This window comes from Jatrophihabitans sp. (assembly GCA_036399055.1).
In the GTDB taxonomy this organism is placed as follows: Bacteria; Actinomycetota; Actinomycetes; order Mycobacteriales; family Jatrophihabitantaceae; genus Jatrophihabitans_A.
In genome coordinates this window covers 28,419-52,573 of record DASWNX010000008.1, presented here as the reverse complement: position 1 = coordinate 52,573, position 24,155 = coordinate 28,419, and the positions used below count along the sequence as shown (strand labels likewise).

At 70.3% G+C, this 24,155-nt stretch carries 20 protein-coding genes; 5 read left to right on the top strand and 15 right to left on the bottom strand.

The window, feature by feature from the left end; all coding sequences use genetic code 11:
- Positions 1-10 precede the first annotated feature (10 nt).
- The 3 genes from VGB75_02635 to VGB75_02625 all read right to left on the bottom strand — a co-directional run bounded on the left by VGB75_02635 (position 11) and on the right by VGB75_02625 (position 3,574).
- Entirely contained in the window at positions 11-1,417 is a 1,407-nt protein-coding gene (locus tag VGB75_02635) for a wax ester/triacylglycerol synthase family O-acyltransferase (GenBank protein ID HEY0165915.1), read from the bottom strand.
- Between the two features lie 85 nt (positions 1,418-1,502).
- Complete coding sequence (locus VGB75_02630; protein HEY0165914.1) at positions 1,503-2,885, bottom strand: hypothetical protein; 1,383 nt, start codon at positions 2,883-2,885, stop codon at positions 1,503-1,505.
- Positions 2,882-3,574, bottom strand: a complete 693-nt coding sequence (locus tag VGB75_02625) for an SAF domain-containing protein (GenBank protein HEY0165913.1) — start codon at positions 3,572-3,574, stop codon at positions 2,882-2,884. The genes VGB75_02630 and VGB75_02625 overlap by 4 nt, the downstream gene beginning before the upstream one ends.
- A 167-nt stretch (positions 3,575-3,741) precedes the next feature.
- Here VGB75_02625 and VGB75_02620 point away from each other — a divergent pair, with 167 nt between their 5' ends.
- Positions 3,742-3,972, top strand: a complete 231-nt coding sequence (locus tag VGB75_02620) for a helix-turn-helix domain-containing protein (protein ID HEY0165912.1) — start codon at positions 3,742-3,744, stop codon at positions 3,970-3,972.
- An 82-nt stretch (positions 3,973-4,054) separates the two neighbouring features.
- Here the strand turns inward: VGB75_02620 and VGB75_02615 are convergent, their stop codons facing one another.
- Together VGB75_02615 and VGB75_02610 are read right to left on the bottom strand one after the other, a co-directional pair.
- Positions 4,055-4,606, bottom strand: a complete 552-nt coding sequence (locus tag VGB75_02615; GenBank protein ID HEY0165911.1) for a hypothetical protein — start codon at positions 4,604-4,606, stop codon at positions 4,055-4,057.
- 143 nt (positions 4,607-4,749) lie between these two features.
- Positions 4,750-5,280, bottom strand: a complete 531-nt coding sequence (locus tag VGB75_02610; protein ID HEY0165910.1) for a DUF4396 domain-containing protein — start codon at positions 5,278-5,280, stop codon at positions 4,750-4,752.
- A 500-nt stretch (positions 5,281-5,780) separates the two neighbouring features.
- On the opposite strand from VGB75_02610, the gene VGB75_02605 reads away from it, so the two are divergent.
- The 3 genes from VGB75_02605 to VGB75_02595 all read left to right on the top strand — a co-directional run bounded on the left by VGB75_02605 (position 5,781) and on the right by VGB75_02595 (position 8,860).
- Positions 5,781-7,055, top strand: coding sequence for a glycosyl hydrolase family 28-related protein (locus VGB75_02605; GenBank protein HEY0165909.1), 1,275 nt, complete (start codon positions 5,781-5,783; stop codon positions 7,053-7,055).
- Positions 7,056-7,538: 483 nt separating this feature from the next.
- Positions 7,539-8,288 carry a hypothetical protein gene (locus VGB75_02600; protein ID HEY0165908.1) on the top strand — a complete coding sequence of 250 codons (750 nt, stop codon included), beginning with the start codon at positions 7,539-7,541 and terminating at the stop codon, positions 8,286-8,288.
- Positions 8,285-8,860, top strand: coding sequence for an Rv3235 family protein (locus VGB75_02595; GenBank protein ID HEY0165907.1), 576 nt, complete (start codon positions 8,285-8,287; stop codon positions 8,858-8,860). The genes VGB75_02600 and VGB75_02595 overlap by 4 nt, the downstream gene beginning before the upstream one ends.
- A 56-nt stretch (positions 8,861-8,916) precedes the next feature.
- Here VGB75_02595 and secA read toward each other — a convergent pair whose 3' ends face one another.
- Positions 8,917-11,724: a preprotein translocase subunit SecA gene (gene secA / locus VGB75_02590; GenBank protein ID HEY0165906.1), complete on the bottom strand. Its 2,808-nt coding sequence runs from the start codon at positions 11,722-11,724 to the stop codon at positions 8,917-8,919.
- Positions 11,725-11,789: 65 nt separating this feature from the next.
- On the opposite strand from secA, the gene VGB75_02585 reads away from it, so the two are divergent.
- Positions 11,790-12,920, top strand: coding sequence for a GNAT family N-acetyltransferase (locus tag VGB75_02585; protein ID HEY0165905.1), 1,131 nt, complete (start codon positions 11,790-11,792; stop codon positions 12,918-12,920).
- Positions 12,921-12,984: 64 nt separating this feature from the next.
- Here the strand turns inward: VGB75_02585 and nadD are convergent, their stop codons facing one another.
- The 9 genes from nadD to VGB75_02540 form a co-directional block, all read right to left on the bottom strand.
- Positions 12,985-13,623: a nicotinate-nucleotide adenylyltransferase gene (gene nadD, locus VGB75_02580; GenBank protein ID HEY0165904.1), complete on the bottom strand. Its 639-nt coding sequence runs from the start codon at positions 13,621-13,623 to the stop codon at positions 12,985-12,987.
- Between the two features lie 119 nt (positions 13,624-13,742).
- On the bottom strand, positions 13,743-15,194 hold the full coding sequence (locus VGB75_02575) for a glutamate synthase subunit beta (protein HEY0165903.1): 1,452 nt from the start codon (positions 15,192-15,194) through the stop codon (positions 13,743-13,745).
- A gap of 160 nt (positions 15,195-15,354) precedes the next feature.
- Positions 15,355-16,155: a trypsin-like serine protease gene (locus VGB75_02570; protein ID HEY0165902.1), complete on the bottom strand. Its 801-nt coding sequence runs from the start codon at positions 16,153-16,155 to the stop codon at positions 15,355-15,357.
- Between the two features lie 294 nt (positions 16,156-16,449).
- Positions 16,450-17,556, bottom strand: coding sequence for a glutamate 5-kinase (proB, locus tag VGB75_02565; GenBank protein ID HEY0165901.1), 1,107 nt, complete (start codon positions 17,554-17,556; stop codon positions 16,450-16,452).
- Positions 17,557-17,590: 34 nt separating this feature from the next.
- Positions 17,591-19,054, bottom strand: a complete 1,464-nt coding sequence (gene obgE / locus VGB75_02560) for a GTPase ObgE (protein HEY0165900.1) — start codon at positions 19,052-19,054, stop codon at positions 17,591-17,593.
- A 176-nt stretch (positions 19,055-19,230) separates the two neighbouring features.
- A complete protein-coding gene (gene rpmA / locus VGB75_02555; protein ID HEY0165899.1) occupies positions 19,231-19,488 on the bottom strand; it encodes a 50S ribosomal protein L27 in 258 nt (85 codons plus the stop codon).
- Positions 19,489-19,492: 4 nt separating this feature from the next.
- Positions 19,493-19,810 carry a 50S ribosomal protein L21 gene (gene rplU, locus VGB75_02550; GenBank protein ID HEY0165898.1) on the bottom strand — a complete coding sequence of 106 codons (318 nt, stop codon included), beginning with the start codon at positions 19,808-19,810 and terminating at the stop codon, positions 19,493-19,495.
- 181 nt (positions 19,811-19,991) lie between these two features.
- On the bottom strand, positions 19,992-23,171 hold the full coding sequence (locus tag VGB75_02545) for an Rne/Rng family ribonuclease (GenBank protein HEY0165897.1): 3,180 nt from the start codon (positions 23,169-23,171) through the stop codon (positions 19,992-19,994).
- A 213-nt stretch (positions 23,172-23,384) separates the two neighbouring features.
- Entirely contained in the window at positions 23,385-24,155 is a 771-nt protein-coding gene (locus tag VGB75_02540; GenBank protein ID HEY0165896.1) for a TIGR03936 family radical SAM-associated protein, read from the bottom strand.

Genomic DNA, 24,155 nt, shown 5'->3' with positions numbered 1-24,155 from the left:
CCGCAGCGTCTCAGCGGCGGCGCGCGCCGCTGGACGCGGCGACCAGCTCAGCCAGCGACTCCTCGATCAAGGAGCCGAGCACCTCGACGTCGTGCATCGCGTCCCGATCGGCGTTGAGGCCGAAGAACACACCGCCGTCATAGGAGGTCAAGCCGATGGAGACGGCCTGTCCGGCGGCCAACGGTATGACCGGGAACATCTCCAACATCCTCGCTCCAGAGGCGTACAGCGGAAACTGCGGTCCGGGCACGTTGGTGACCACCACGTTGAACAACCGCCGGGTGAAGCTGGCGGCTGCCCGGGCGCCGAGGGCGTGCAAGGTCGGCGGCGCGAAGCCCGACAGCGCCGCCAGCGCTTCGGCGCCCACCGACTGGCCAGACTCCTTGTGGGCCTTCATCGCATAGCCGACCTGGCTCAACCGGATCATCGGATTGGGCTCACCGACCGGCAGGTCGACCAGATAGGAGGAGACCCGGTTGCCGGCCTGCTCGGAATCCTCGTCGCCGCGGATGCTGACCGGCACCATAGCCCGGACCGTCGTCGAGGGCGTCACAGGTTCCCCGCGCGACAGCATCCATCCCCTGATGGCGCCGGTCACGGTCGCCAACACCACGTCGTTGACCGTGCCACCTCGGTGCTTGCGCACCTTGCGGTAGTCCTCAAGCTCCGTCCTGGCCACGGCAAAGCGGCGTTGCGAGCCGATCACGCTGTTGAGCGCGGAGACCGGCGCAGGCCGTGCCACGACCCGGGCGGCCGACAGCACGCCGGTGACCGCAGCCGAGACCTGCGAGGCCACGTTGCGGGCGTCTGCCATGCCGATCCGCACGGTGTCGGCCACCGCCGTGGGACGCCGGATAAGGTCGGCCACCGCGCCGATGACCAGGTCGGCCGAACCCGGCTCCGGACGAGGCATCCACAGGTCTTCGGGAATCTCGCGTGGCACCGGCGTGGTGTCCAAGATCACCTGACCGATGTCCACCGCCTCGATGCCGTCGACCATCGCGTGGTGGGTCTTCTGGATCATGGCGAAGCGTCCGCCGGCCAGCCCCTCGACCAGATACATCTCCCACAGCGGACGGTTGCGGTCCAGCGCTCGCGACTGCACCCGGGCGACGAGCTCTCGCAGCTGCTCGTCCGAGCCCGGCCGCGGCAGCGCCGATCGCCGGACGTGATAGCCGAGGTCGAAGGCACCGTCATCCACCCAGACCGGGTTCGCCAGATGGCCTGGGACCCCTCTGACCTTCTGCCGGTAGCGGGGCACCAGGGATATCCGGCGCTCGATCAGGCTCACGAAGGTGTCGTAGTCAAAGCCCTCGGACGGCGGCTCGAACACCGCCAGGCCGCCCACGTGCATCGGGGTCGTGCGCCCTTCCAGGTAGAGGAAGGACACGTCGAGCGGGTTCAGCCTGTCTGCCATGCGCGAGAGCTCCTTCACTGGCCAGCGCCAGATGTCAGTGTCGCGGCCCGGCGGACGGTGAGCCCGGCAAGCCCGCAGGTACACGCTACTTGCGACGCCTTCTCCGCCGTGGCGCCGCGGCGCCGCAGAGGGTCTGGGCGAGTTCGGCGACCGCTAACCGCAGCAGGCTGGCAGGCGCCGCCTCGGCCAGCGTCTGACCCGCGATCACCGCCTGGTCCAGGCCGGCCAGGTCATAGGGCAGCAGTGCCGCCCAGCTCTGCCCCACGAAGCGCTGCAACGCCGTGTTGAGCTCGGCCTCCAGGTTGCCCGGGACCGCGCTGCGGCGCACTCGGTTGAGCACGATCCAGACCGGAGTGTCGATGGCGGCAGCCCGCAGCTCCCCCAGGCCGCGGACCAGCCGCTGGATGCCGATCGGATCCGCCGAGCCGACCGCCAGGATCAGATCCGCCTCCTCCAGGACCGCCAGCGTCGCCCCGTTACGCCGTGGGGCAAGGGAGTCGAAGCTCAACTCTTCATCGGTCTCCAAGGCGAAACCGACGTCGACCACCGTGTACTCGGCCAGTGCCCTGGCCACTGTCAACACGCTGCGCAGCGCTGGGCTGCGCAGCTCGGGCCAGCGGTCGGCCCGGGAGATCCCGGTCAACACCCGCAGCCCGGCGCTGACCTGCCAGCACAACCCCGCCAGCCCCTGGACGTCCAATCGGCGGGACTGGGCTTGCCTGCACGCGGCCACCAGACCGGGAGACTCATCGAGCAGGCCGAACATCGCAGCAGCGACGCCGCCATAGACATCGGCGTCGATCAGCAACGAACGTTGAGCAAGCCGGGCCAGCTCATCGGCCAGCGTGACGGCCGTCGTGCTACGACCCGGAGCGCCGGTGGGCCCCCAGACCGCGATCACCCTGCCCGGCCGGGACGTCGGGTCAGCCAGGGCTCCCGCGGCCGGGGCAGCCCCGCCCGCGGGCGGGGCCGAAGCCGGACCCGACGAAGCCGGGCCGGACGAAACCGGGCCGGACGATGTGCGCTGGGAATCTTCGCCGACGGAGCCGGTCGCGAACGCCGGGTCTGAGAAGTCGTTGTCGGACTGGCGCGGCGCCGACCGGTCAGCGACCGCGGCCGCGATGACCGCCGCGAACACGGCGGCGGCGGCATCGGAGGGCACGAAGAATCTGATGCCGGCGTCCTGCAACCGCTCGATATCGGCCTCGGCGCCTGGCGCGGTGACCCCCACCACCGCCACCGTGCCTGCCACCAACCGGTCGACGGCGTCGGCGTCCAGCCGCCGCAATTGCGCGTCGACCAGAGCGGCGGCGGCCTGACCCGAGCCTGCCACTGCCAGCAGTTCCACGAGGTCGACGCACCGCCGGACCACCGTGATGCCCTCCTCGCCACGGCCTCGACCCAATTCGGCGAGCAGAGCCGCTTCCCACGGAGCGCCGTCAGCAGCGCTGGCCACCGCGATGGTCACCGGGCGTCGCCCACGCAACTGTCCAGCGTCTCCGCCTGCGGCTCAGGTTGCTCGGCAGCCGACAACACGCCGGCCCGCAACACCGCGCCTTCCAGGTCCAGCGACGACACGACCCGCTTGGCGTCCGCGGCCGAGACCCGGACCACCAGCAGCGAGCCGGTCCGCGAGCCGAAGGCTGAACCGATCACCTCGTCGACGCTCTGCACCGCCACGCCGCTGAGCAGGACCATCCCGCGACAGGTCTTGGTGCTGAGCCACAAGGTGATCCGGTCACCGCGGCTGATCTCCGGCGCGTTCTCCGGCTGCATCGGGATGCTCACCGTGACGCCTTCCTCGGGAGCGGTCACCTCGGCCGCTGCCAGCAGCTCACCAGCACGCAACGAGCGGCGCACAGTGCGTCCGGCGACCGCGACGTCGGCGGCCAGATACCGGGACGCGGAGGCGCCGAGCTGCACCCGGACCGGGCGGAGGTCGGCTCCGGTCAGCACCGTGCCGGCCGCGATGTCGTGACTCAGCGACCAGACCGGTTGGCGCCGGTCTGCTGAGGACACCACCGCCGCGCCGAGCAACACCGCGACCAGCACCAGCACGATGCCACCGACGAGCCGAGCGTCCAGCCAGCGTGGCCTGGTGAGCCGGCGGGGCACCGGTGACGCTGGATCGGAAGGTGGCAGTGACGTATCGGTCATAGCGCTACATCTTGCATGAGCGAGGGCGGGACATCGGCGTGACCAGGTGAATCCTGTGGACAATCTGACCGCCAGCCGGTCCGTAGATGCCACACTGGCTTGCGGGCCGACGGGTTTGCCTTCGATATCGTCGGCTTGGACGACGCACGAGGGAGCTGATGCCAACGATGACGCAAACCCGGTTTCTGACCCTTAGCGACGTTGCTGAGGTGCTCAATATCTCGGCCTCGCAGACCTATGCCTTGGTCCGTTCGGGCGACCTCGCGGCTATCAAGATCGGCGGCCGCGGTCAGTGGCGAGTCGAGCGCGAGCAGTTGGAGTCCTACATCTCACGCATGTACGACCAGACCAAGCAGTTCGTGGCCGAGCACCCCTTCATCGACTCGACCGCGGACTGACCGGCGCGCCAACCGCGGCAGCGGGGCGCGCCTCTGCCTGACAGCTCAGTGGTCGCGCCGCAACGCGGCCAGCGCGGCCAACTCAGCTGTCGCGCCGCAGCGCGGCCAGCGCGCTGATCGGCAGCACCAGCACCTCACGCACGTCCTCACGCCGCCGCGGCTCACCGGCGGCGTGCACGGCGAAGTCGACGAAATCGGACCCGACCCGGTCCAACGTGCCGTCCAGCACGGTGGAATCGGTCAGGCAGGCCCGCAGCACCGACCTGTCCCGGGCCACGCCCCGCAGTGCGTGCCCGATACCCAGGCCTTCGTCCAGCGCCGAGCCGGGCGCGCCCGACAGTCGCCCCAGGCCGGCCACCGACGTGATCGCCGCGACGGCCAGCAAGGCCTCGCGGCCGGCTCCCTCGTCGAGCAGCAGCCAGCCCGCGCCGACCGCGCTGAGCCGCCCAGCCAGTGACAACCCACCCTGGCAGCGGATCCGGACCGCTGCGCCCAACGCGGGTCGTAACCGGCCCGCCAGTCGAAGTCGGGAGGTCTCAAGCCGGGTCAGCTCCGCGACCTCGGCATCGCGCTCAGCCAGCAGTAACGCCTGGTTCTGCGCTTCGAGGTCGGCGAACAGGTCATCCCAGCGCATGCGCTCATCCCTCCAGTAGGCGGCCAGCGGCGCCGCGTGTGACAGCCAAGCGCGCCGAATTGTGCCCCTACCCCGGCTCGGCGCGACAGCCGGCCGGTCGTACGCGACGGCCGGCCGGTCGTTCGGTCGCGACGGCCAGCGGGTCAGTGGTGGTGCAAGGCGTGCACCACCGCGTGACCCTTGCCCCGGGCGATGAGGGCCCGGTTCACCGGGACCGTCACCACGAACGCCACCGCCAGCGACGCCGCCAGGCTGCCCCAGAACAGCAGGCTGGCCAGCCCGGCCTCCATCGCGCCGGGCACCGTGAGCATCACGGCGTTGTCGATGACCTCCATCGTCAGAATGGAGAGGGTGTCGGCGGCAAACGCGACGCCGACCGCCTGACGCGGTGACAGCCCCGCACGCAGCAGGGCGCTGATCGTCAGCCCGTAACCGAAGGCGAACGCGAGCACGACCGCCAGCGCGATCGATGACCCGTCGCCCCACCCCCACCAGGTCGCCAACGCCATGCCGAGCACTTCACCGATGGCGCAACCGGTGAGGCAATGCAGGGTCGCCGAGATCGCCACCCTGGTGAGCTGCCCTGCGCTAGCGGGTGCGGTGTGCTGCCCAGGCTCTGGCGGAGTCACCGAAACGGCCCTCTGGTGATGGCCGTGCTCCGTGTTGTCGATCATCTGCCTCTCCACTTGACGTAGAAGTCTCGACCCAGTCCCGCGCGGGCCAGGTCAAGCCGGGCGCTTGTCGCGATGTCTGGACCGCGCCCGTTGACAGGTATACGCCGCCATCCTCGCGCTTGTCAAATACCCCTAGGGGGTATCTTAGCCCGCTGCCACGACGGGGACTGGCGACCACGAGACCCATACGGGCTGGCCCGGTTGACCCACACATGCTGTCGCTGGCCGACTCCCGGGCACCTCCTGATTGCCGGCCAGTACGGCCACGCCACCGTCGAACGCGAGAGCGAAGTACCGCTGTCCTCCGAAGGTCGTGATCACCGACAAACGCGTTTGCAAGCGGCTCCCCAACGACGACGCACGCACATTGCGTGCGCGCGAGCGACTGTGGGTCAGATGCGTCAGGCTGACCCACGCTGGCCAAGCCCGGGATGGAGCGCGGTTCTCATCAGGACACGGGCTGTCCAGCGACTCCGGAAGCCACAACCAAGGGACACGCGATGTACGCAATCAATGCCAAGGACTACGGCGCAGTAGGCGACGGGCTGACCGACGACACCAGCGCCCTCAACGACGCGGCGGCGGCGGCGCTCGCTGTCGACGAAAACGCCACGCTCTTCATCCCTGCAGGCGCCTACCGCACCACCGGCACCGTGACGTTCATGTGTCAGGTGGATGGAGGTCAATCCACCCTCCAGTACCACGGTGTCGGCACAGCCGTTGCACTTGGATCCCCGGACGGGACGGTCGCGCGCAAGGTGTTCAGCGTTCCACGTGTCATAAACGCAGCCCGAACCACGGGCTGGGATGGATCGTCGGTAGGTGTCAAAGCCGTCAACCTCAACAACTGCGTGATTGATCTGCCTCTCACGCAGGATTTTGAGACGGGATTTCTCGCATCGGGCCACAACGGCGGATTCGCATACAACACGATCAATGTGGGCACGCTGTGGTGCAATCACAATCAGGTGAAGTTGCAGCCTGAAGGAACTGGGTGGGTGAACCAGAACCTCTTCCTCGGCGGACGCATGCAACACGCAGTCGGCGTGAAGGGAGCAGTCGAGCTCGACCCGAACGCTCGTCAGATCTGGATGGCGGCTGCGGCTAGCGGCCCTGCGGGCCCACCCAACTCCAACACCTTTCTGAACACCTCAATCGAGGACAACGGCGTCTGCTTCTACCTTGTTGACGACGCAGGGTTCAACAACACCTACAGCAAATGCCGCTGGGAACGACCCGTGGCCTACCCACCGAAGGTTCTCTGGCGAGCTGGCTCGAATGGCGCGAGCATCGATGGCGGATACGACGCGCTCAAGGTCATCGAGGTGTTCGAGGGCACGATGATCACCGGCAGCGTCCGGGACGGGATAGGCGGCTACGCGTCCGCTACCGGCGTGGTCGCACAGTCGATACCCACGACGACAAGCACCGCAGTGACTGCCTGGGGAACACCGGTGATGCGCAGGTGCGATTACGACCCGGCCACTGGGCTGTTCAAGCCCCGACCTGGCCGCTGGCTCATCACCGCCACCATCACCTTCGTCGCTAATGCCACAGGCCGGCGTCTAGCGCGCCTCAGCGCGGCAGGCAATGTCATCGACATCGCCGAGATTGACGGCGCGGCCGGCCTACGGACTTTGAAGCTCTCCGGTTCCGCGGTGTTCAACGGTTCTCAGACCTTCTCCGTCTCGGTTCAACAAACGAGTGGCAGCAACTTGGCTCTGGTGACGACCTCGCCCTACGTGCGGATCGACGCGAATTACCTGCCTTCCTGAACACGCCGTCCTGAACACGCACCACAGGATCGGCGTGCCATCGTCCGGCGCCACCGGCGGTGGCGCAAGGCGCGCACGACCGCCAGCGCGATCGATGACCGGTCGCCCCACCCCCACCAGGTGGCCAACGCCACGCCGAGCACTTCACCGATGGCGCGACCGGTGAGGCAATGCAGGGTCGCCGCCCTGGGGCTGCCCTGGTGAGCTGCGCTCCGCCGGCGGTGCGGTGTGCTGCCCAAGCTCGTCCGGCCCGCGGATCGCGACCACGAGAGGCCCTCACAGGCTGCCCGGTTATCCACACCCCTTTGACCAACCTCTTCCCATCGCGTATCCATGTAAATGGATGCAAACGAAGGGAAGCGCATGGTTAACGTACGGCGGGGCGCGATGTGCGTCACCCTGCTGGGCATCGGATCGGTGCTCCTCGGGTGCGCGGGTCAACCTGCTCGCTTGAGAGAGGGCCTTCGTTCTCCTCACGCGTGGGTGGCTGAGGTGGGGCCGGACACTGCCGCCGCAGCCCTCGCCGGCTCACTGCTGTGGCTGGTCGCGCTCTGGGCCGCATTCGCCCTGAGCGTCACAGCAGTGGCCCTGGCGCCAGGGCGTGTCGGCCTACTCGCTCTCGCGGTGGCTGAGCGGGTGACGCCTGCGGTGCTGCGGCGAGTCGTCGGGGCAGCAGCCGGCACGTCGATCCTGATCAGCCCGGCTGTCGCCTTCGCCCAGCCGGTCGCAGGCAGCGCCCCTGCGCCGATCGGCGCCCCGGCAGGTCCGACCGGCCCCGCGACCGCCTTGGGCCTGCCGATGGACCGGCCGGGTCAGCCGCAGAGCGGCAAGCCCACCGCGCCGCCATCCATGCCGGCGCTCGGGTGGCCCACCGACCCCGCTGGCTCCACCGACCCCGCTGGCTCCACCGACCCCGCCGACCCCACCGACCCCGGCGGCCCTGCCAAACCTGCCGACCCGGCGTCAGGTGACCGGCTCACTCCCGCCGCGCCGGAGCCGGTCCGGCCTCGATCGCGTGGCACTGAGGACCGCGTGCTAGTGCGTCCGGGCGACTCACTGTGGTCGATCGCCGCTCACCGGCTGGGCCCGGGCTCGTCGGCGGCCCGGATTCAGGCCGAATGGCCTCGCTGGCACGCCGCGAACCGGAAGCTGATCGGCGCCAATCCCAACCTGCTCCGACCGGGCGTCGAGCTGCTCGCGCCGCGCCAGGCGTCCCAGGGCGCGGGCGCATGACGATGTCGGCGGCGCCGGTCCAGTCCGGCCGAGAGGGCAGCGGGCCAGCGATCGCGCGCCGATTCCAAGCGCGTCCCGCGCCGCGCCGCGAACCGCCCTTCGACGACGAGCTGGCCGCACGGCGCCTGAGCCTGGTCGGGCCGCTGGATCAACCGCTGCCCTTCGACGCCATGGGCCCGAACGCGCCGTCGGCGATGCGGCTGCGGGCCGCGCCGGACCCGTTCGCGGTCAGGCCCACCGGCCGTCACGAGCTGCCCGAGCCGGCTGCCTTCGCCAGGCGGCTGGTGATCGGTGTCATCGAGACCGCCACCGGTCGCCGCTCGGCGTCCCAGCTGCGCCACCACACCAGTCCGACGGTGCAGGCCGGCCTGGCCCGCGACGCCGGACGGATCAGCCGGCTGGGCAGCGCGCATCGGCCGGCCACGCTGCACTCGGTGCACATCAGCGAGCCCGCGGACGGGGTGGCCGAGGTGGCCGCGGTGCTGCGGGTGGGCGACCGCTTCCGGGCGCTGGCATTGCGCCTGGAGGGATTGGACGGCCGATGGCGGTGCGTCCGCCTGCAGATCGGCTGAGCCGGGCGGCGGAAGGAAGGCTTAAACGGGGGTGTTCCTCCGCCGCTCGGCGCGGCTCAACGCTTGCGCTTGTTGCCCCGGCTTCCCTTGTTGGGGTTGGCACGCCGCTGCTTGGCCGCCCCGGCCCGGTTGCCGGCCGCGGGCTGAGCGCCGCCTTCGGTGCGCACCTCGGGGGTCTCTGACCCCAACGCCGGAGCGCTGTAGGTCAGCGGGGCAGTCTCGGCGCGGGGCCGGCCCAGTCCCTTGGCTGAGATCTGCGGGTGATCCTCTGCCTCCGGCTGGGTCGCCAAGGCGGTCAGCACCCGTTCGGCGTCGAGTTCGGCCGGCGCCTGGCTGGCGGCCACCGGCTCCTCGGCCGGCGGCGACTCGCTCTCGACCTGCACCTCGAGGTTGAACAGGAACCCGACGGACTCTTCCTGGATCGCGTCCATCATGGCCCGGAACATGTCGAAACCCTCCTTCTGGTATTCCACCAGGGGGTCTCGCTGGGCCATCGCCCGCAGGCCGATGCCTTCCTGCAGGTAGTCCATCTCGTACAGGTGCTCACGCCACTTGCGGTCCAGCACCGACAGCAGCACCCGCCGCTCGAGCTCACGGGTGACCTCGGCGCCGAGCTCGGCCTCGCGCTGGTCGTAGGCGGCCTGGGCGTCGGCGACGATCTCCTCGACCAGGAACTCCCGGGTCAGGTCGTTGCGCTCGCCGCCGGCGGTCTTGATCGCCTCGTCCGGAGTCAGGGAGATCGGGTACAGCGTCTTCAGCGCGACCCACAGCTGCTCGAGGTCCCACTCCTCCGGATAGCCCGACGAGGTCGCGCCCATGACATATGAGGTCACCACCGAGGTGATCATCGGCCGGATCTGATCAGTCAGATCGGCTCCTGAGAGCACCTGCCGGCGCTCGTCATAGATCACCGTGCGCTGCTTGTTCATCACCTCGTCGTACTTGAGGACGTTCTTGCGGATCTCGAAGTTCTGCTGCTCGACCTGGGTCTGAGCGGACTGGATGGCCTTGGAGACCTGCTTGTTCTCGATCGGGGTGTCTTCGGGAAGGCGAAGGAAGTTCATGATGGTGGCGATCCGGTCGCCGTTGAAGCGCACCATCAGGTCATCGCCCAGCGAGAGGTAGAACCGGGACAGCCCCGGGTCGCCCTGCCGGCCCGACCGGCCGCGCAGCTGGTTGTCGATTCGGCGGGACTCATGCCGCTCGGTGCCCAGGACGTAGAGCCCGCCGAGTTCGACGACGTCGTCGTGCTCGCGGGCGTTGCGCTCCATCGCCTTGGCCAGCGCCGCCGGCCAGGCCGCCTCGTACTCCTCCGGAGTCTCGGCAGGGCTGAGCCCCAGCTCTCGCAGCTCGCTGTCGGCGGCGAACTCCGGGTTGCCGCCGAGCATGATGTCGGTGCCACGCCCGGCCATGTTGGTGGCGACGGTGACCGCCCCCTTGCGCCCGGCCATCGCCACGATCGCGGCTTCACGATCGTGCTGCTTGGCGTTGAGCACCTCGTGCGGAACGCCGCGGCGCAACAGCAGGTTCGCCAGGATCTCGGACTTGGCCACGCTCGCGGTGCCGACCAGGACCGGTTGGCCCTTCTCGTGCCGTTCGGCGATGTCATCTACCACCGCGGCGAACTTGGCGTCCTCGGTCTTGTAGATGAGGTCGGTGTCGTCCCTGCGGATCATCGGCCGGTTGGTGGGAATCGGCACCACGCCCAGCTTGTAGATCTGGTGCAGCTCGGCCGCTTCGGTCTGGGCGGTGCCGGTCATGCCGGAGAGCTTGGAGTACAGCCGGAAGTAGTTCTGCAGCGTGATGGTCGCCAGCGTCTGGTTCTCCTGCTGGATCTGCACGCCTTCCTTGGCCTCGATGGCCTGGTGCATGCCCTCGTTGTAGCGCCGGCCGGCCAGCACCCGTCCGGTGAACTCGTCGACGATCAGCACCTCGCCCTCGCGGACGATGTAGTCGCGGTCGCGCTTGTAGAGCTCCTTGGCCTTCAGGGCGTTGTTGAGGTAGCCCACCAGCGGCGTGTTGGCTGCCTCGTAGAGGTTGTCGATGCCCAGCTGGTCCTCGACGAACTCGACGCCGGCCTCGGTGACCGCGATGGTCCGCTTGCCCTCTTCGACCTCGTAGTGCTCGTCCTTCTTCATCCGGGGGGCCAGCCGCGCGAACTCGGGGTACCAGCGCTGGTTCTCATCGGCCGGGCCGGAGATGATCAGCGGCGTCCGGGCCTCGTCGATGAGGATCGAGTCGACCTCGTCCACCACCGCGAAGTTGTGGCCGCGCTGCACCAGGTCATCCAGGGACCAGGCCATGTTGTCGCGCAGGTAGTCGAAGCCGAACTCGTTGTTGGTCCCGTAGGTGATGTCGCAGGCGTAGCTGGCCCGGCGGTCCTCCGGGGTCATGTTCGACAGGATCTTGCCGACCGAGAGCCCGAGGAAGCGGTGCACCCGGCCCATCCAGTCGGCATCGCGGGAGGCGAGGTAATCATTGGTGGTCACCACGTGCACGCCGTCGCCGGAGAGCGCGTTGAGATAAGCAGGCAGGGTGGAGACCAGCGTCTTGCCCTCACCGGTCTTCATCTCGGCGATGTTGCCCAGGTGCAACGCGGCGCCGCCCATCAGCTGAACCTTGTAGTGGAACTGGCCCAGGGTGCGGCGGGCGGCCTCGCGGACCACCGCGAACGCCTCGGGCAGCAACTCGTCGAGGGTCTCCCCCTCGCCGTAGCGAGCCCTGAACTGATCGGTCAACGCGCGTAGCTCAGCGTCGGTTAGATCGACGTAGTCCCCTTCGAGGGTGTCGATATGATCAGCGATGGACGTCAGCCGCCGGACGATCTTGCCTTCGCCCGCGCGCAGCAATTTGTTGAGAACCACGCTCACATGGTACTTGGCCTCGCTAGACGGAAAATTCGAATGGTCCGATCTGGCAAACTGGCGCCATGGCCGGGTGGAGCGGAGTCGAGCTCGACGGGCTGGTGCTGCACTCCGGGCGGCTGACGCTGCGACCCTGGCAACCCGAAGACGCCGCCGCGGTCCGGGCGGTGATGGCCGACGAGCGGATGCACCAGCACCTGGCGCTGCCCTGGCCCTACACCGACTCCGACGCCCACGCCTTCGTCACCGGACATGCCCGAGCCGGGCGGGCGGCCGGCTCCCGGCTGGACTGCGCGATCGCCGAGAACGCCAGTGGCCGGCTGGTCGGCAGCGCCACCCTGCAACTGCCGGTGGGCGCGGACTCCAGCGCCGAGATCGGCTACTGGATCGCCGCCGCCGACTGGGGGCGGGGCTACGCCACCGAGGCCACCCGGACGTTGACCCGTTTCGGGCTGGCCAACGGCTTGGCGCGGATCCAGATCCGGTGCGAGGTGCCCAACGCCGCCTCGGCCGTGGTGGCGCTGCGGGCCGGCTTCGCCTTCGAGGGGGTCAGCCGGGCCAGCCTGCGCAGCGGCGGGCTAGGCGGCGACGGGCTGCGCGACGGCGCCGTCTTCGCCCGGACGGCCGGCGACCCGGACAAGCCGGTCGAGCCGTCCTGGCCCAAGCTCGAGCCGCTCAGCGACGGCGTGATCACCCTGCGCCCGGGCGGCCCCGACGACTGGCCGGTGCTGCTGGCCGAGGCCAACAACGAGGCCGCCCGGCAGTGGGCGTTATACGACAAGCCGATGCCCGAGGCCGGCGCGCGCGCCATGGCCGCCCGCGCCCCGCTCGACCGGTTGGTGAGCAGCCAGAACTTGCTGCTGATCTGCGAGGCCGCCAGCGGCGCGGGCGCCGGCGTGCTCGGCCTGCGACGGCCCGGGCCGCCGAACGTGGTGGCTCTCGGGTACGGGGTGCTTCCGGAGTTCCGGGGGCGTGGCTTCACCGCCCGGGCGCTACGGCTGCTGGCCGACTGGGCGTTCAGCACGACCCCGACCGTCCGGCTGGAGCTTGGCTGCAAGGCTGCCAACGTGGCCTCGGCCCGCGCGGCGCTGTCCGCCGGATTCACCGAAGAGGGGCGGATGGGCTGCAGGCTGCCCAACCCCGACGGCAGTCACAGCGACGAGATCGGCTTCGGGCTGGTCCGCCCTGCCGGCTGAGCGAGGACGCCCGCGGCTGACCGCGCCGCTGTCCTGGCGCTCGGCTTCAGTCCGCAGTCCCCGCTCAGCGCCGGTACAGCTGGTGCTTGGCGATGTACTGCACGACGCCGTCAGGCACCAGGTACCAGACCGGCCGTCCGGCCTGCACCCGTTGCCGGACCGCCGAGGACGAGATCGCCATCGCCGGCACGTCCAGCAAGGTGACGATGTCCGGTGGCAGGTGGTCCCCGGACAGGTGGTAGCCGGGTCTGGTGACGCCCACCAGGTGGCACATCTGAAACAGCTCGTCGGCCTTCTTCCAGGACAGGATCGCCTGCAGCGCGTCCGCCCCGGTGATGAAGAACAGCTCGGCCCCGGGGCGGATGGCCGAGATGTCGCCCACCGTGTCGACGGTGTAGGTCAGGCCGGGGCGGTCGATGTCCACCCGGCTCACCCAGAAATTCGGGTTGGACGCGGTGGCCACCACCGTCATCAGGTAGCGATGCTCGGCCGGGCTCACCTCCCGCTCGACCTTCTGCCACGGCTGGCCGGTGGGGACGAAGACCACCTCGTCGAGGTCGAACAGGTCGGCGACCTCGCTGGCCGCCACCAGGTGTCCGTGGTGGATCGGGTCGAAGGTGCCGCCCATGATGCCGACCCGGCGCGGCCGTCCCTCGGCTGTCAGAACCGCAGGCCAGCTCTCGGTGTCGGACTGAGCAGTCATGGCGGGCATCCTATGGGGCCGGCCCGACCGGCGGCGGCCAGCGCAGCACTGCGAGCCTGGTGTCCGCCCAGATCAGCGGCGGGCTCGGCGGCGGCAGGTCAGCGCCGGACGGCGGCAGGTCAGCGCTGGGCGGCGGTGCTCGGGGTGATCGGCGCCGGCAACGTCGACTCCCCGGTCAGCCACCGGTCCACCCCCGCGGCGGCCGAGCGGCCCTCGGCGATCGCCCACACGATCAGGCTCTGGCCGCGGCCCATGTCACCGGCCACGAACACACCCTCCACGTTGGTGGCGAACTCGGCGTCGCGGGCCACGTTGCCGCGCTCGGTCAGCTCGACGCCCAGGCCGTCCAGCAGCTCGTGGCGCTCCGGGCCGAGAAAGCCCATCGCCAGCAGCACCAGCTCGCATTCCAGGTCGAACTCGCTGCCCGGCGTCTTCTCGAACCGTCCGTCCACCAGCTCGACCTGATGAGCCCGCAGCGCCCGCACATTGCCCTGCTCGTCGCCGAGGAAGCACTCGGTGTTCACCGCGAAGACCCGCTCGCCGCCCTCTTCGTGCGCTGAGGCGGTCCGCAGCATCAGGGGCCAGGTGGGCCAGGGGGTGGTCTCGGGCCGGGCCGCGGGCGGCCGGGCCATGATCTCGAACTGGTGCACCGAGGCCGCGCCCTGCCGGTGCGCGGTGCCCAGGCAGTCGGCGCCGGTGTCACCGCCGCCGATGATCACGACGCGCTTGCCGGCTGCCGAGACCGGCGCGGTGTCGTAATCGCCTTGCTGGACGCGGTTGGCCAGCGGCAGGAACTCCATCGCCTGGTAGACCCCGGTCAACTCACGGCCCGGGACCGGCAGGTCGCGCCAGGCGGTGGCCCCGCCGGCCAGCAGCACCGCGTCATAGCCGGCGCGCAACTGCTCGACGGAGATGTCCACTCCGACGTCGACCCCGGTCCGGAACTCGGTGCCCTCGGCCCGCATCTGCTCGATCCGCCGGTCGATCACCCGCTTCTCCATCTTGAACTCAGGAATGCCGTAGCGCAGCAGCCCGCCGATCCGGTCGGCGCGTTCGAGCACGCTGACCTGGTGACCGGCCCGGGTCAGCTGCTGGGCGGCGGCCAGCCCGGCCGGGCCTGAGCCCACCACCGCCACCCGCTTGCCGGTCGGCCGGCTGGCCGGCAGCGGCCGCACCCAGCCGTTGTCCCAGGCCCGCTCGATGATCTCTTTCTCGACCTGCTCGATGGTCACCGGGTCCTGGCTGATGCCCAGCACGCAGGACGCCTCACACGGCGCCGGGCACAGCCGTCCGGTGAACTCGGGGAAGTTGTTGGTGGCGTGCAGCCGGTCGATGGCCTCGTGCCAGCGGTCGCGGTACACCAGGTCGTTCCACTCGGGAATCAGGTTCCCCAGCGGGCAGCCGTTGTGGCAGAACGGGATGCCGCAGTCCATGCAGCGGCCGGCTTGGGTTCGGGTGACCGCGTCGTCGGCCGGCTCGTAGACCTCGTGCCAGTCGGAGATGCGGACCGCAACCGGCCGGCGGCGTGGCAGTTCGCGCCCGTGCTTGAGAAATCCGGTGATGTCGCCCATGCGCCAGCCTGTCTTGTGAAGTTCGAGTGCATGCGGGACAGCGCCGGCCCGTGAGAAGGATACGTGACCCGACCGCAGGCGCCCACCGGACGGCGAAGCCGGGGCCGGCCGCGATGTGCGACCGGCCCCGGCTGTCGACCGGGCTAGCGGATCAGTGAGGTCAGCCCTCTGCCGGGAACACCCCGAAGGTGGCCAGCCAGTCCTGGACGACCTCGATGTCCACCCGCGAGTAACCGCCGAGGTAGCGGCAGTTCTGGGTGTAGGTGTAGCTGGTGACCGCCACGACGTAGTCGTTGAGGAACGTCGGGCCGCCGGAGTCACCGAAGCAGGTGCCGCCGGTCCCGCGGGTGTCGTTCATGTTGCCGTTGAGCTGCAGGATCTGGTTGGTCAGCTTCTGCCCGGGCTGGTAGGCGACCCGCCGGATCAGCGGGTAGGACTCCGGGATGGGCTTCTGCGGTCCCGAGGCCGGCTTGCGCACCTCGGTGCCGTAGCCGACCGAGGTGAAGATGGTCTGGTTCAGCCGAGGCTGGGCGTAGGCGTCGAGGTAGTTCAGCGGGGCCAGGGTGGCCGGCTCGATGGTGGTCACCGGCCGGTCGAGCACGATCACGCCGACGTCGTTCCAGTTGTTCAGGTCGGTGAAGCCGGAGTAGTCCGGGTGGGTGTAGGCGGTGCCGGAGAGGAAGCCGGCGGCCTCGATCTCAGCCTGGGTGTAGCCGGTGTCGGGGTTGGCTGCCACCGGGTAGCCGGTCGGCGGCTGGTAGGCGACCACCGAGCGGAAGTCCACCAGGGTCTTGCCCACGGTGCCTTCAGTGCAGTGCCCGGCGGTGAGCAGGACGGTGGGAGTGACCAGCGTCGCCGTGCAGCGGAACCGGCCGTCCTCGCTGTAGAACAGGATCAGCCCGACGTTGGGGTGGCGGTTGCCATCCGGCTCGCCGCCGGTGATCGCCGACGCCGGGGCCATGGAGGTGGCGGTGAGACCGAGGATGACTAGGAGGAGGCCAAGGAGAAGCCTCAAGCGAGATGCCATGGAATGCCCTTCTGCGCTTCGTTGTGATGACCTGGGAACGTTGCCTTAGCCCCGGGGTTAGGGGCTGGGTGAATCGTTGGCAAAGCACTGGTGATTCATTGCAACACCGGCCATCGGCCGTGTCCAGAGCCGGATCGGCCAGCCCGCTGGAATACAACATCGATTTCGCATGCGCCGCTGGCAGCCGCGCGCCGGCCGGCGGCTGCCGGCTCGGTCCGTGCTCGATGCCTACAGGACGATCAGGTCGTCACGGTGGACGACCTCACGGCGCAGGTCCGCGGGCAGGTCCCGAGTGGACTTGCCGAGCAGCTCGGGCAGCTCCTCGCTCTCGAAGGCCACCAGCCCGCGGGCCACCACCGTGCCGGTCGGATCAGCCAGCTCCACCGCGTCACCGGCCGCGAAGTCGCCGGTCACCGAGGTGATGCCGGCCAGCAGCAAGGACGCCCGGTTGCGCACCACCGCGGTCACGGCGCCGGCGTCCAGCAGCAGCCGGCCACGCGGGGTGGTGGCATGGCGCAGCCACAGCAGTCGTGAGGCGGTGCGATGCCCGAGCGGCGCGAAATAGGTGCCGCCGCGCCCGGCGAGCGCGTCATCGACGGCATTGGCGTGCGACAGCAGCACCTCCACGCCGGCCCCGCCTGCGATCAGCGCCGCCTCGATCTTGGTGGACATGCCGCCGGTGCCGACACCGGACCCGGCGCCGCCGATCCGCACCGTGGCCAGCTCCGCGGGCCCGGTGACCTCCGGGACCAGCACCGCGCCGGGCTTGCGGGGGTCAGCGGTGTAGAGGCCGTCGATGTCGGACAGCAGCACCAAGGCGTCCGCGCGCACCAGGTGCGCGACCAGCGCCGCGAGCCGGTCGTTGTCGCCGAAGCGGATCTCATGCGTGGCCACGGTGTCGTTCTCGTTCACGATCGGGATCACCCCGAGTGCCAGCAGCCGCTCCAGGGTGCGCACCGCGTTGCGGTACGAGCTGCGCCGGTGCAGGTCCTCAGCCGTCAGCAGCACCTGGCCGACGGTCAGGCCGTGCCGGGCGAAGGCTGCGGCGTAGCGCTCGGCCAGCAGCAGCTGCCCGACGCTGGCGGCGGCCTGCTGGGTGGCCAGGTCACGCGGGCGGGTGGTCAGCCCCAACGGCGCCAGGCCCGCCGCGATCGCCCCGGAGGAGACCAGCACCACCTGCTGACCGGCGGCCCGCCGGGCGGCCAAAGCCTCGACCAGGGCGCTCAGCCGGCTGTCGCGCAACCGGCCGCGGTAGGTCAGCGAGGACGAGCCGACCTTGACCACAGTGAGTGCCGCGGCGGCGATCGCGGCCCTGCCGTCCGGCGCCTTGCTCATCGCGCGCCGCTCATCGAAGTCCCGCCGTCCATGGCTACTCCGAGACCGCTCGCTCGAGCAGCAGGTCCTCGTCGCTCAGATGCTGGCGGCGGGACTTCTTGGCCGCCAGCCGGTCATCGGCGTTGGGACGGGCGTCGTTGTCCAACCGGTCGTCGGTCCCGCGGCGGGTCGGTGAGTAGTCCTCGTCGGCCATCCCCGCGGTGGGCTGGAAGTCGAAGACGTAGTCCAGGATCGTCACGCTGGCCCCCGGCATCGCGCCGAGCTTGGCCAGCTGATCCTCGACGCCGAGCCGGGCCAGCCGGTCGGCCAGGTACCCGACCGCCTCGTCGTTGTCGAACTGGGTCTGGCGGACCCACCGCTCGGGCTTGCTGCCTCGCACGATGAACGCGCCGGCCTCGTCGGGATCCGGCTCGACGGTGAAGCCGGAGTCATCGACCGCCTTCGGGCTGAGCACGATTCGGGCCGGCGCGATGGCGTCCTGGTCGGCGCGGAACTGCTCGACCAGCCCGGCCAGCGCGAAGGTCAGCTCCCGCAGGCCGGCATGTGACACCGCGGAGATCGGAAAGACCCGGTATCCCCGTCCGGTCAGCTCCTCGGTGACGAACTCGGCCAGCTCGCGGGCCTCCGGGACGTCGACCTTGTTCAGCGCCACCAGCCGGGGCCGGTCCAGCAGGTCGCCGAGGCTGGACTCGTACTGCGCCAGCTCCTCCTCGATCGCCTCCAGGTCGCTGATCGGGTCCCGGCCAGGGTCCAGCGTCGCGCAGTCCAGCACGTGCAGCAGCACCGCGCACCGCTCGACATGGCGCAAGAAGTCCAGCCCCAGGCCCTTGCCCTGGGCGGCGCCGGGGATCAGGCCGGGCACGTCGGCGATGGTGAAGGTGGTGTCACCGGCGCTGACCACCCCGAGGTTGGGCACCAGGGTGGTGAACGGGTAGTCAGCGATCTTGGGCCGGGCCGCGGAGACCGCCGCGATCAGCGAGGACTTGCCGGCCGAGGGAAAGCCGACCAGGCCGACCTCGGCCATCGACTTCAGCTCCAGGACGACGTCGAAGGCCTCCCCCGGCTCACCGAGCAGGGCGAAGCCGGGCGCCTTGCGCCGCGTCGAGGCCAGCGCGGCGTTGCCCAGCCCGGCCCGGCCGCCGCGGGCCACCACATAGCGGTTGCCCGCACCGGTCAGGTCGGCCAGCACGCTGCCATCGGCGGCGTGCACGACGGTGCCGTTGGGCACCGCGAGCACCAGGTCCTCGCCGTCGGCGCCGCTGCGGTGCTTTCCGGCGCCGGGCCGGCCGTTGCCGGCCTTTTGGTGCGGGTGGTGGTGAAAGTCGAGCAGGGTGTGCGCCTGCGGGTCCACCACCAGCACGACGTCACCACCCCGGCCGCCGTTGCCACCGTCCGGCCCGCCGAGTGGCTTGAACTTCTCCCGGTGCACCGAGGCGCAGCCATGCCCGCCGTTTCCCGCGGTGACGTGCAGCACCACCCGGTCTACGAAATTAACCACGGTGCTCTCTTCTCTTGACGACTCTCAACGACCGAGGCGCCTGTGATCGGGCCTCTGACTGGGCTGGTGCTGACGGAACTGGTTCACCGGCTGTAACGCTTCACCGGCTGTAACGCCAAGAGCGGGCGCCGGAATCCCGGTGCCCGCTCCAGCGGTGAGACGACTGAACTTGGAGGCTACATCTCGACCGGCACGATGTTGACGGTCTTGCGGCCGCGACGGCTGCCGAAGAGCACGTTGCCCGCGGCGAGGGCGAACAGGGTGTCGTCACCACCGCGTCCGACGAGGTCGCCGGGGTGGAACTTGGTGCCGCGCTGGCGGACGAGGATCTCACCGGCGCTGACGAGCTGGCCGCCGAAGCGCTTGACCCCCAGTCGCTGGGCGTGGGAATCGCGGCCGTTGCGGGAGCTGGATGCGCCCTTCTTGTGTGCCATGGCTCTACTTCTTTCCGCTCTCGATACCGGTGACCTTGACCTGCGACAGCTTCTGGCGGTGGCCGATGCGCTTGTGGTAGCCGGTCTTGTTCTTGAACTTGTGGATCTTGATCTTCGGGCCCTTGACCTGGCCGAGGATCTCTCCGGTGACCGAGACGGCGGCCAGCTCGGTCGCGTCGGTGGTCACGTCCTCGCCGTCGACCAGCAGGATCGCGGGAAGCGCGACGCTGGCCCCAGGGGCCAGGTCCAGCTTCTCGACCGTCACGACGTCACCTACGGCGACCCGGTACTGCTTGCCGCCGGTCTTGACGATGGCGTACATCGCGAATTCACTCCTGTCGAACAGCTATCGAAGTCTCGGGCTTGTCTAGGGTTTCCAGCTTTGCTGTGCCTGCGGGTGCTTGGTCAGCCGCCTCAGGGACGGCGTCACACCAGAAGGGCCCACCGCCAAGCTGTGGGCCGTTGTACAGATTACGCCTACGGCGGCCCCACAGGCAAAGCGGCTACCCCTCGCTGACGCTGACCGGCACCGGCGGGCCGGCGGGCCGGCTCGCTGCCCGCCGCCGACGCGGACGCGCCGGTGGTGCGGTGTCGGACTGCTGGGCGCTTGGTTCTGACGCCGACGATGCGGTGTCAGGCTGCTCGACGCTTGGTTCCCGCACCGCCCTGCCGGTCCGGGACCGACCAGGCGCGGCGGCCGGGGCCGGCTGGTGAGCCTGCTCGGTCGGCGCGGCCTGCGGCTCGGTCACCGCAGAGGCCGGCTCGCTGGTCGAGGACTGGGCGCGCCGGCCGGCCCGCTGAGCCGGCTCGCCGTCAACCGCCCGGGCGCCGGCAGCGTCGTCGTGGTGGTTGGTGGCCGCCGCGATCGCGGCCACCGCGCTGGCCGCCGCCCGACGCTTCTCGGCCTCGGCGGCGAGTTCGGCGGGATCGGGCTGCGGCGGCGCCGGCTGCTCGGCCTTGACAGCCTTGCGGCTGCGGCGGCCCCGGCTGGGCCGGTCCTCTTCGGTCGAGGGAGCAGGCGTCGACGCTTGTGCGCCGGAGCCGTTTGACCCACCGGCCTTTCGGTCCACGGCGTCCATGTGCACGACCAGTCCCCGGCCGTTGCACACCGAGCAGGGCTCGCTGAAGGCCTCCAGCAACCCCTCGCCGACCCGCTTGCGGGTCATCTGCACCAGACCCAGCGAGGTCACCTCGGCGACCTGGTGCTTGGTGCGGTCGCGTCCCAGGCACTCGGTGAGCCGGCGCAGCACCAGGTCGCGGTTGCTCTCCAGCACCATGTCGATGAAGTCGATCACCACGATGCCGCCGATGTCACGCAGCCGCAGCTGCCGAACGATCTCCTCGGCCGCTTCGAGGTTGTTGCGGGTGACGGTCTGCTCCAGGTTGCCGCCGGAGCCGGTGTACTTGCCGGTGTTGACGTCCACCACGGTCATCGCCTCGGTGCGGTCGATCACCAACGAGCCGCCCGAGGGCAGCCACACCTTGCGGTCCAGGGCCTTGGCCAGCTGCTCGTCCACCCGCAGCTCGCGGAACAGGTCGGACTCGCCCGTGTGCCGGGAGATCCGGTCGGCCAGCTCGGGGGCGATGTCGCCGACGTAGTCGCTGATGGTGCGGTGGGTCTCGGCCCCGGCGACCACCAGCTTCTTGAAGTCGTCGTTGAAGATGTCACGGACCACTCGGATCGCCAGGTCGGGCTCGCCGTGCAGCAGGGACGGCCCTTCGGAGGACTGCCTGGCCTTGGCCGACTTGGCGGTGATCGACTCCCACTCGTTCTTCAGCCGCTCAACGTCACTGATCAGATCCTGCTCGGAGGCGCCTTCAGCCGCGGTGCGGACGATCACACCGGCCTCGTCGGGCACCACCTTCTTCAGGATCGCCTTGAGCCGGCTGCGCTCGACATCGGGAAGCTTGCGGCTGATGCCGGTCATGCCGCCGCCGGGGACGTAGACCACGAACCGCCCGGGCAGTGAGATCTGGCTGGTCAGCCGGGCGCCCTTGTGGCCGATCGGGTCCTTGGTCACCTGCACCAGCACCATGTCACCGGCGTTGAGCGCGTTCTCGATCGAGCGGGACTTGCCTTCCAGCCCGGCGACGTCCCAGTTGACCTCGCCGGCGTAGAGCACGCCGTTGCGACCGCGGCCGATGTCGACGAAGGCGGCCTCCATCGACGGCAGCACGTTCTGCACCCGGCCGAGGTAGACGTTGCCGACCGCGCTGCTGGCGCTGGCTCGGGTCACGTAGTGCTCCACCAGGATGTCGTCCTCAAGGACGGCGATCTGGGTCCGGTCACCGGACTGGCGCACTGCCATCACCCGGTCCACCGCTTCACGGCGGGCCAGGAACTCGGCCTCGGTCAGGATGGGCGCGCGGCGCCGGCCGGTGTCGCGGTTGTCACGGCGGCGCTGACGCTTGGCTTCGAGCCTGGTCGAGCCCTTGACCCCGCGCACGCCGTCGTCATCGGCTGCGCCGCCCTTGTTCTCGCGCCCGGCGCCGGCAGAACGGCTGTCGCGCACGTGCACCACGGTGTTGGGCGGGTCGTCCTCGGACACGACGCCCTCGGCGCCGTCGGCGCCACTGGAGCGCCGGCGCCGGCGCCGGCGGCGGGCGCTGGCTGACAGAGCCGCCTCGGCGACCTCGTCAGCGTGGTCGGCCTCCGGCTCGTCCTCGTCCTCGTCCTCGACGGGCGTCTCGGCCTCGCCGCTGGCCTCGGAGGCGACATCGCCGGACCGGCTGCCGCGACCGCGCCGACCACGCCGCCGGCGGCGACGCGAGCCGTCGCCGGCCTCGTCATCGGCCTCGCCGGTGGGCTCGTCGGTGTCGACGTCGACATCTTCGGGTTCGAGATCAGCGTCGACGTCGGAGTACTCCGGCACCTCGTCGAGCAGCGCGTCGGGGTCGGTGTCGGACTCCGGCTCGGGTGCGACCTCCGGCTCGGCCTGGGCCCGCTTGCCGCCCCGTCGACGGCGAGGCGCCGCCGCTTCGGCGGGCGGCTGGAACAGCACCGCCGGGGCGGCCAGAGCCGGCGCAGCCGGCAACGCCTCGGGCGCCGGGACCTCGGCCGTGGAGTCCACCGGCTCCTGCTCTGCTGCCGCCTGAGCCGCGGCGGCGGCCTTGCTGACCCGCTTGCGGGGAGTCCTCTTGGGCGGTCCGGCGGCCGGCTGGGCCGCGGCTGACTCGGTCACCGCCGGATCGGCGGGCGCCGCTGCGCTTGCCGCCGGACCGGCAGCCGACGGCGCAGCCGCGCTGTCCGGCGCAGTGGTGCTGTCCGGCGCAGTGGTGCTGTCCGGCGCAGCCGAGCTGTCAGGCGAGGTGGTGCTGTCCGGCGCAGCCGCAGCCGCTCGACCGGTGGCTTTCTTGGCCGGCGCCTTGCGGGCCCGGGTGGCCTTCTTCGGCGCCACGGCCTCGGCCGGCGCCACGTCAGCCTGCTGCGGGGTGGCCTCCTGCGGGGCGGCGCTCGTCGGATCGCCTGCCGCCGGTCCTGCGGCAGGAGCCAGGACGGGGTCGGCTCCGGCGGCTGCCTCGCTGGGGCTGGTGGGGTCGGCCGCAGCCGGCGCCGCCTTCTTGGCGGCGGTCTTGCGTGGAGCGCGCTTGGCGGGGGCCTTGCGCGGGGCCTTCTTGGCTGCGGCCGGTTCGCCGGTCTGATCCTCGGTCGGGGTGTTGTCGATGGGCGTGTTGTCGAGCATCGCTCGGGCGCTCCTGTCTCACCACCGGGGCCGAAAAGTGCGGCTGTCGCCGTATTTCGGCCGCGCAGTGGCGGTATGGCGTCCCACCCGCAAGCGGAACGCAAAGTCTTCTTCTCACTCGTTCGCGGGAGCGAACGAGCGGCTCGTGCCACCCCTGCCCGCAGGTGCGGACAGAACGTTTGTCCAACCCGTCAACAGATCGCTGACGGCCTTTCAGTGCTCGTTAGCTGCTCGGCTGGCCGACAGCTCGGTACTGCACAACGGATCTGTCACCAGTCCCGCGTCATCGACCGGTCCCTGCGCCAGCCGGGTGGCCCGAGGGGGCTGCGACGGGGCGAAACCGGCGACGGCCCGCAAAGCGGTGAGCACATCGTCGGGACGAACCGTCGGGGTGACCTGACGGACGACCACCCTCAGTATCGCACGGGTGTCATTTTCGGGCTCCGCCGACACCTCGGCGGCTACGATCGGCGCCCGGGCATCCAGGCTGCGCAGGCCGTCCTTGGTCAGCCGGTCCACCAGCACCGACTCCCTCGCCAGCAGGTCCGCCACCGCGGCGGCGGCCACCGCCGGATCAGCTGCCAGCTCCAGCTGCCAGACCGATGCCTGCATGTGCTCGGCCAGCGACCCGGGACGGCAGTCTTCGACGTCGACCGCGCGCAGGATGTCCAGGCCGTCGGGCAACACCGCGTCCAGCGCCGCCCGGACGTCCTCGGGCTCACAGCGCCGGGCCAGCGCGATCTCCAGGTACTCCGCCTCTGAGCCCACGCCGGTCGGCGCCGCTCCGACGTAGCTGATCTTGGGGTGCGGGTGGAAGCCGGCCGAGTAGGCCATCGGGACCTCGGCCCGGCGCAGCGAGCGCTCGAAGGCACGGGCGAAGTCCCGGTGCGAGCAGAATCTCAGCCGCCCTCGCTTGGCGTACTGCAGCCGGATTCGCTGCACCGGCGCGACGTGCGCCGGGCCTTCGGGAAGCCTGCGCGCCAC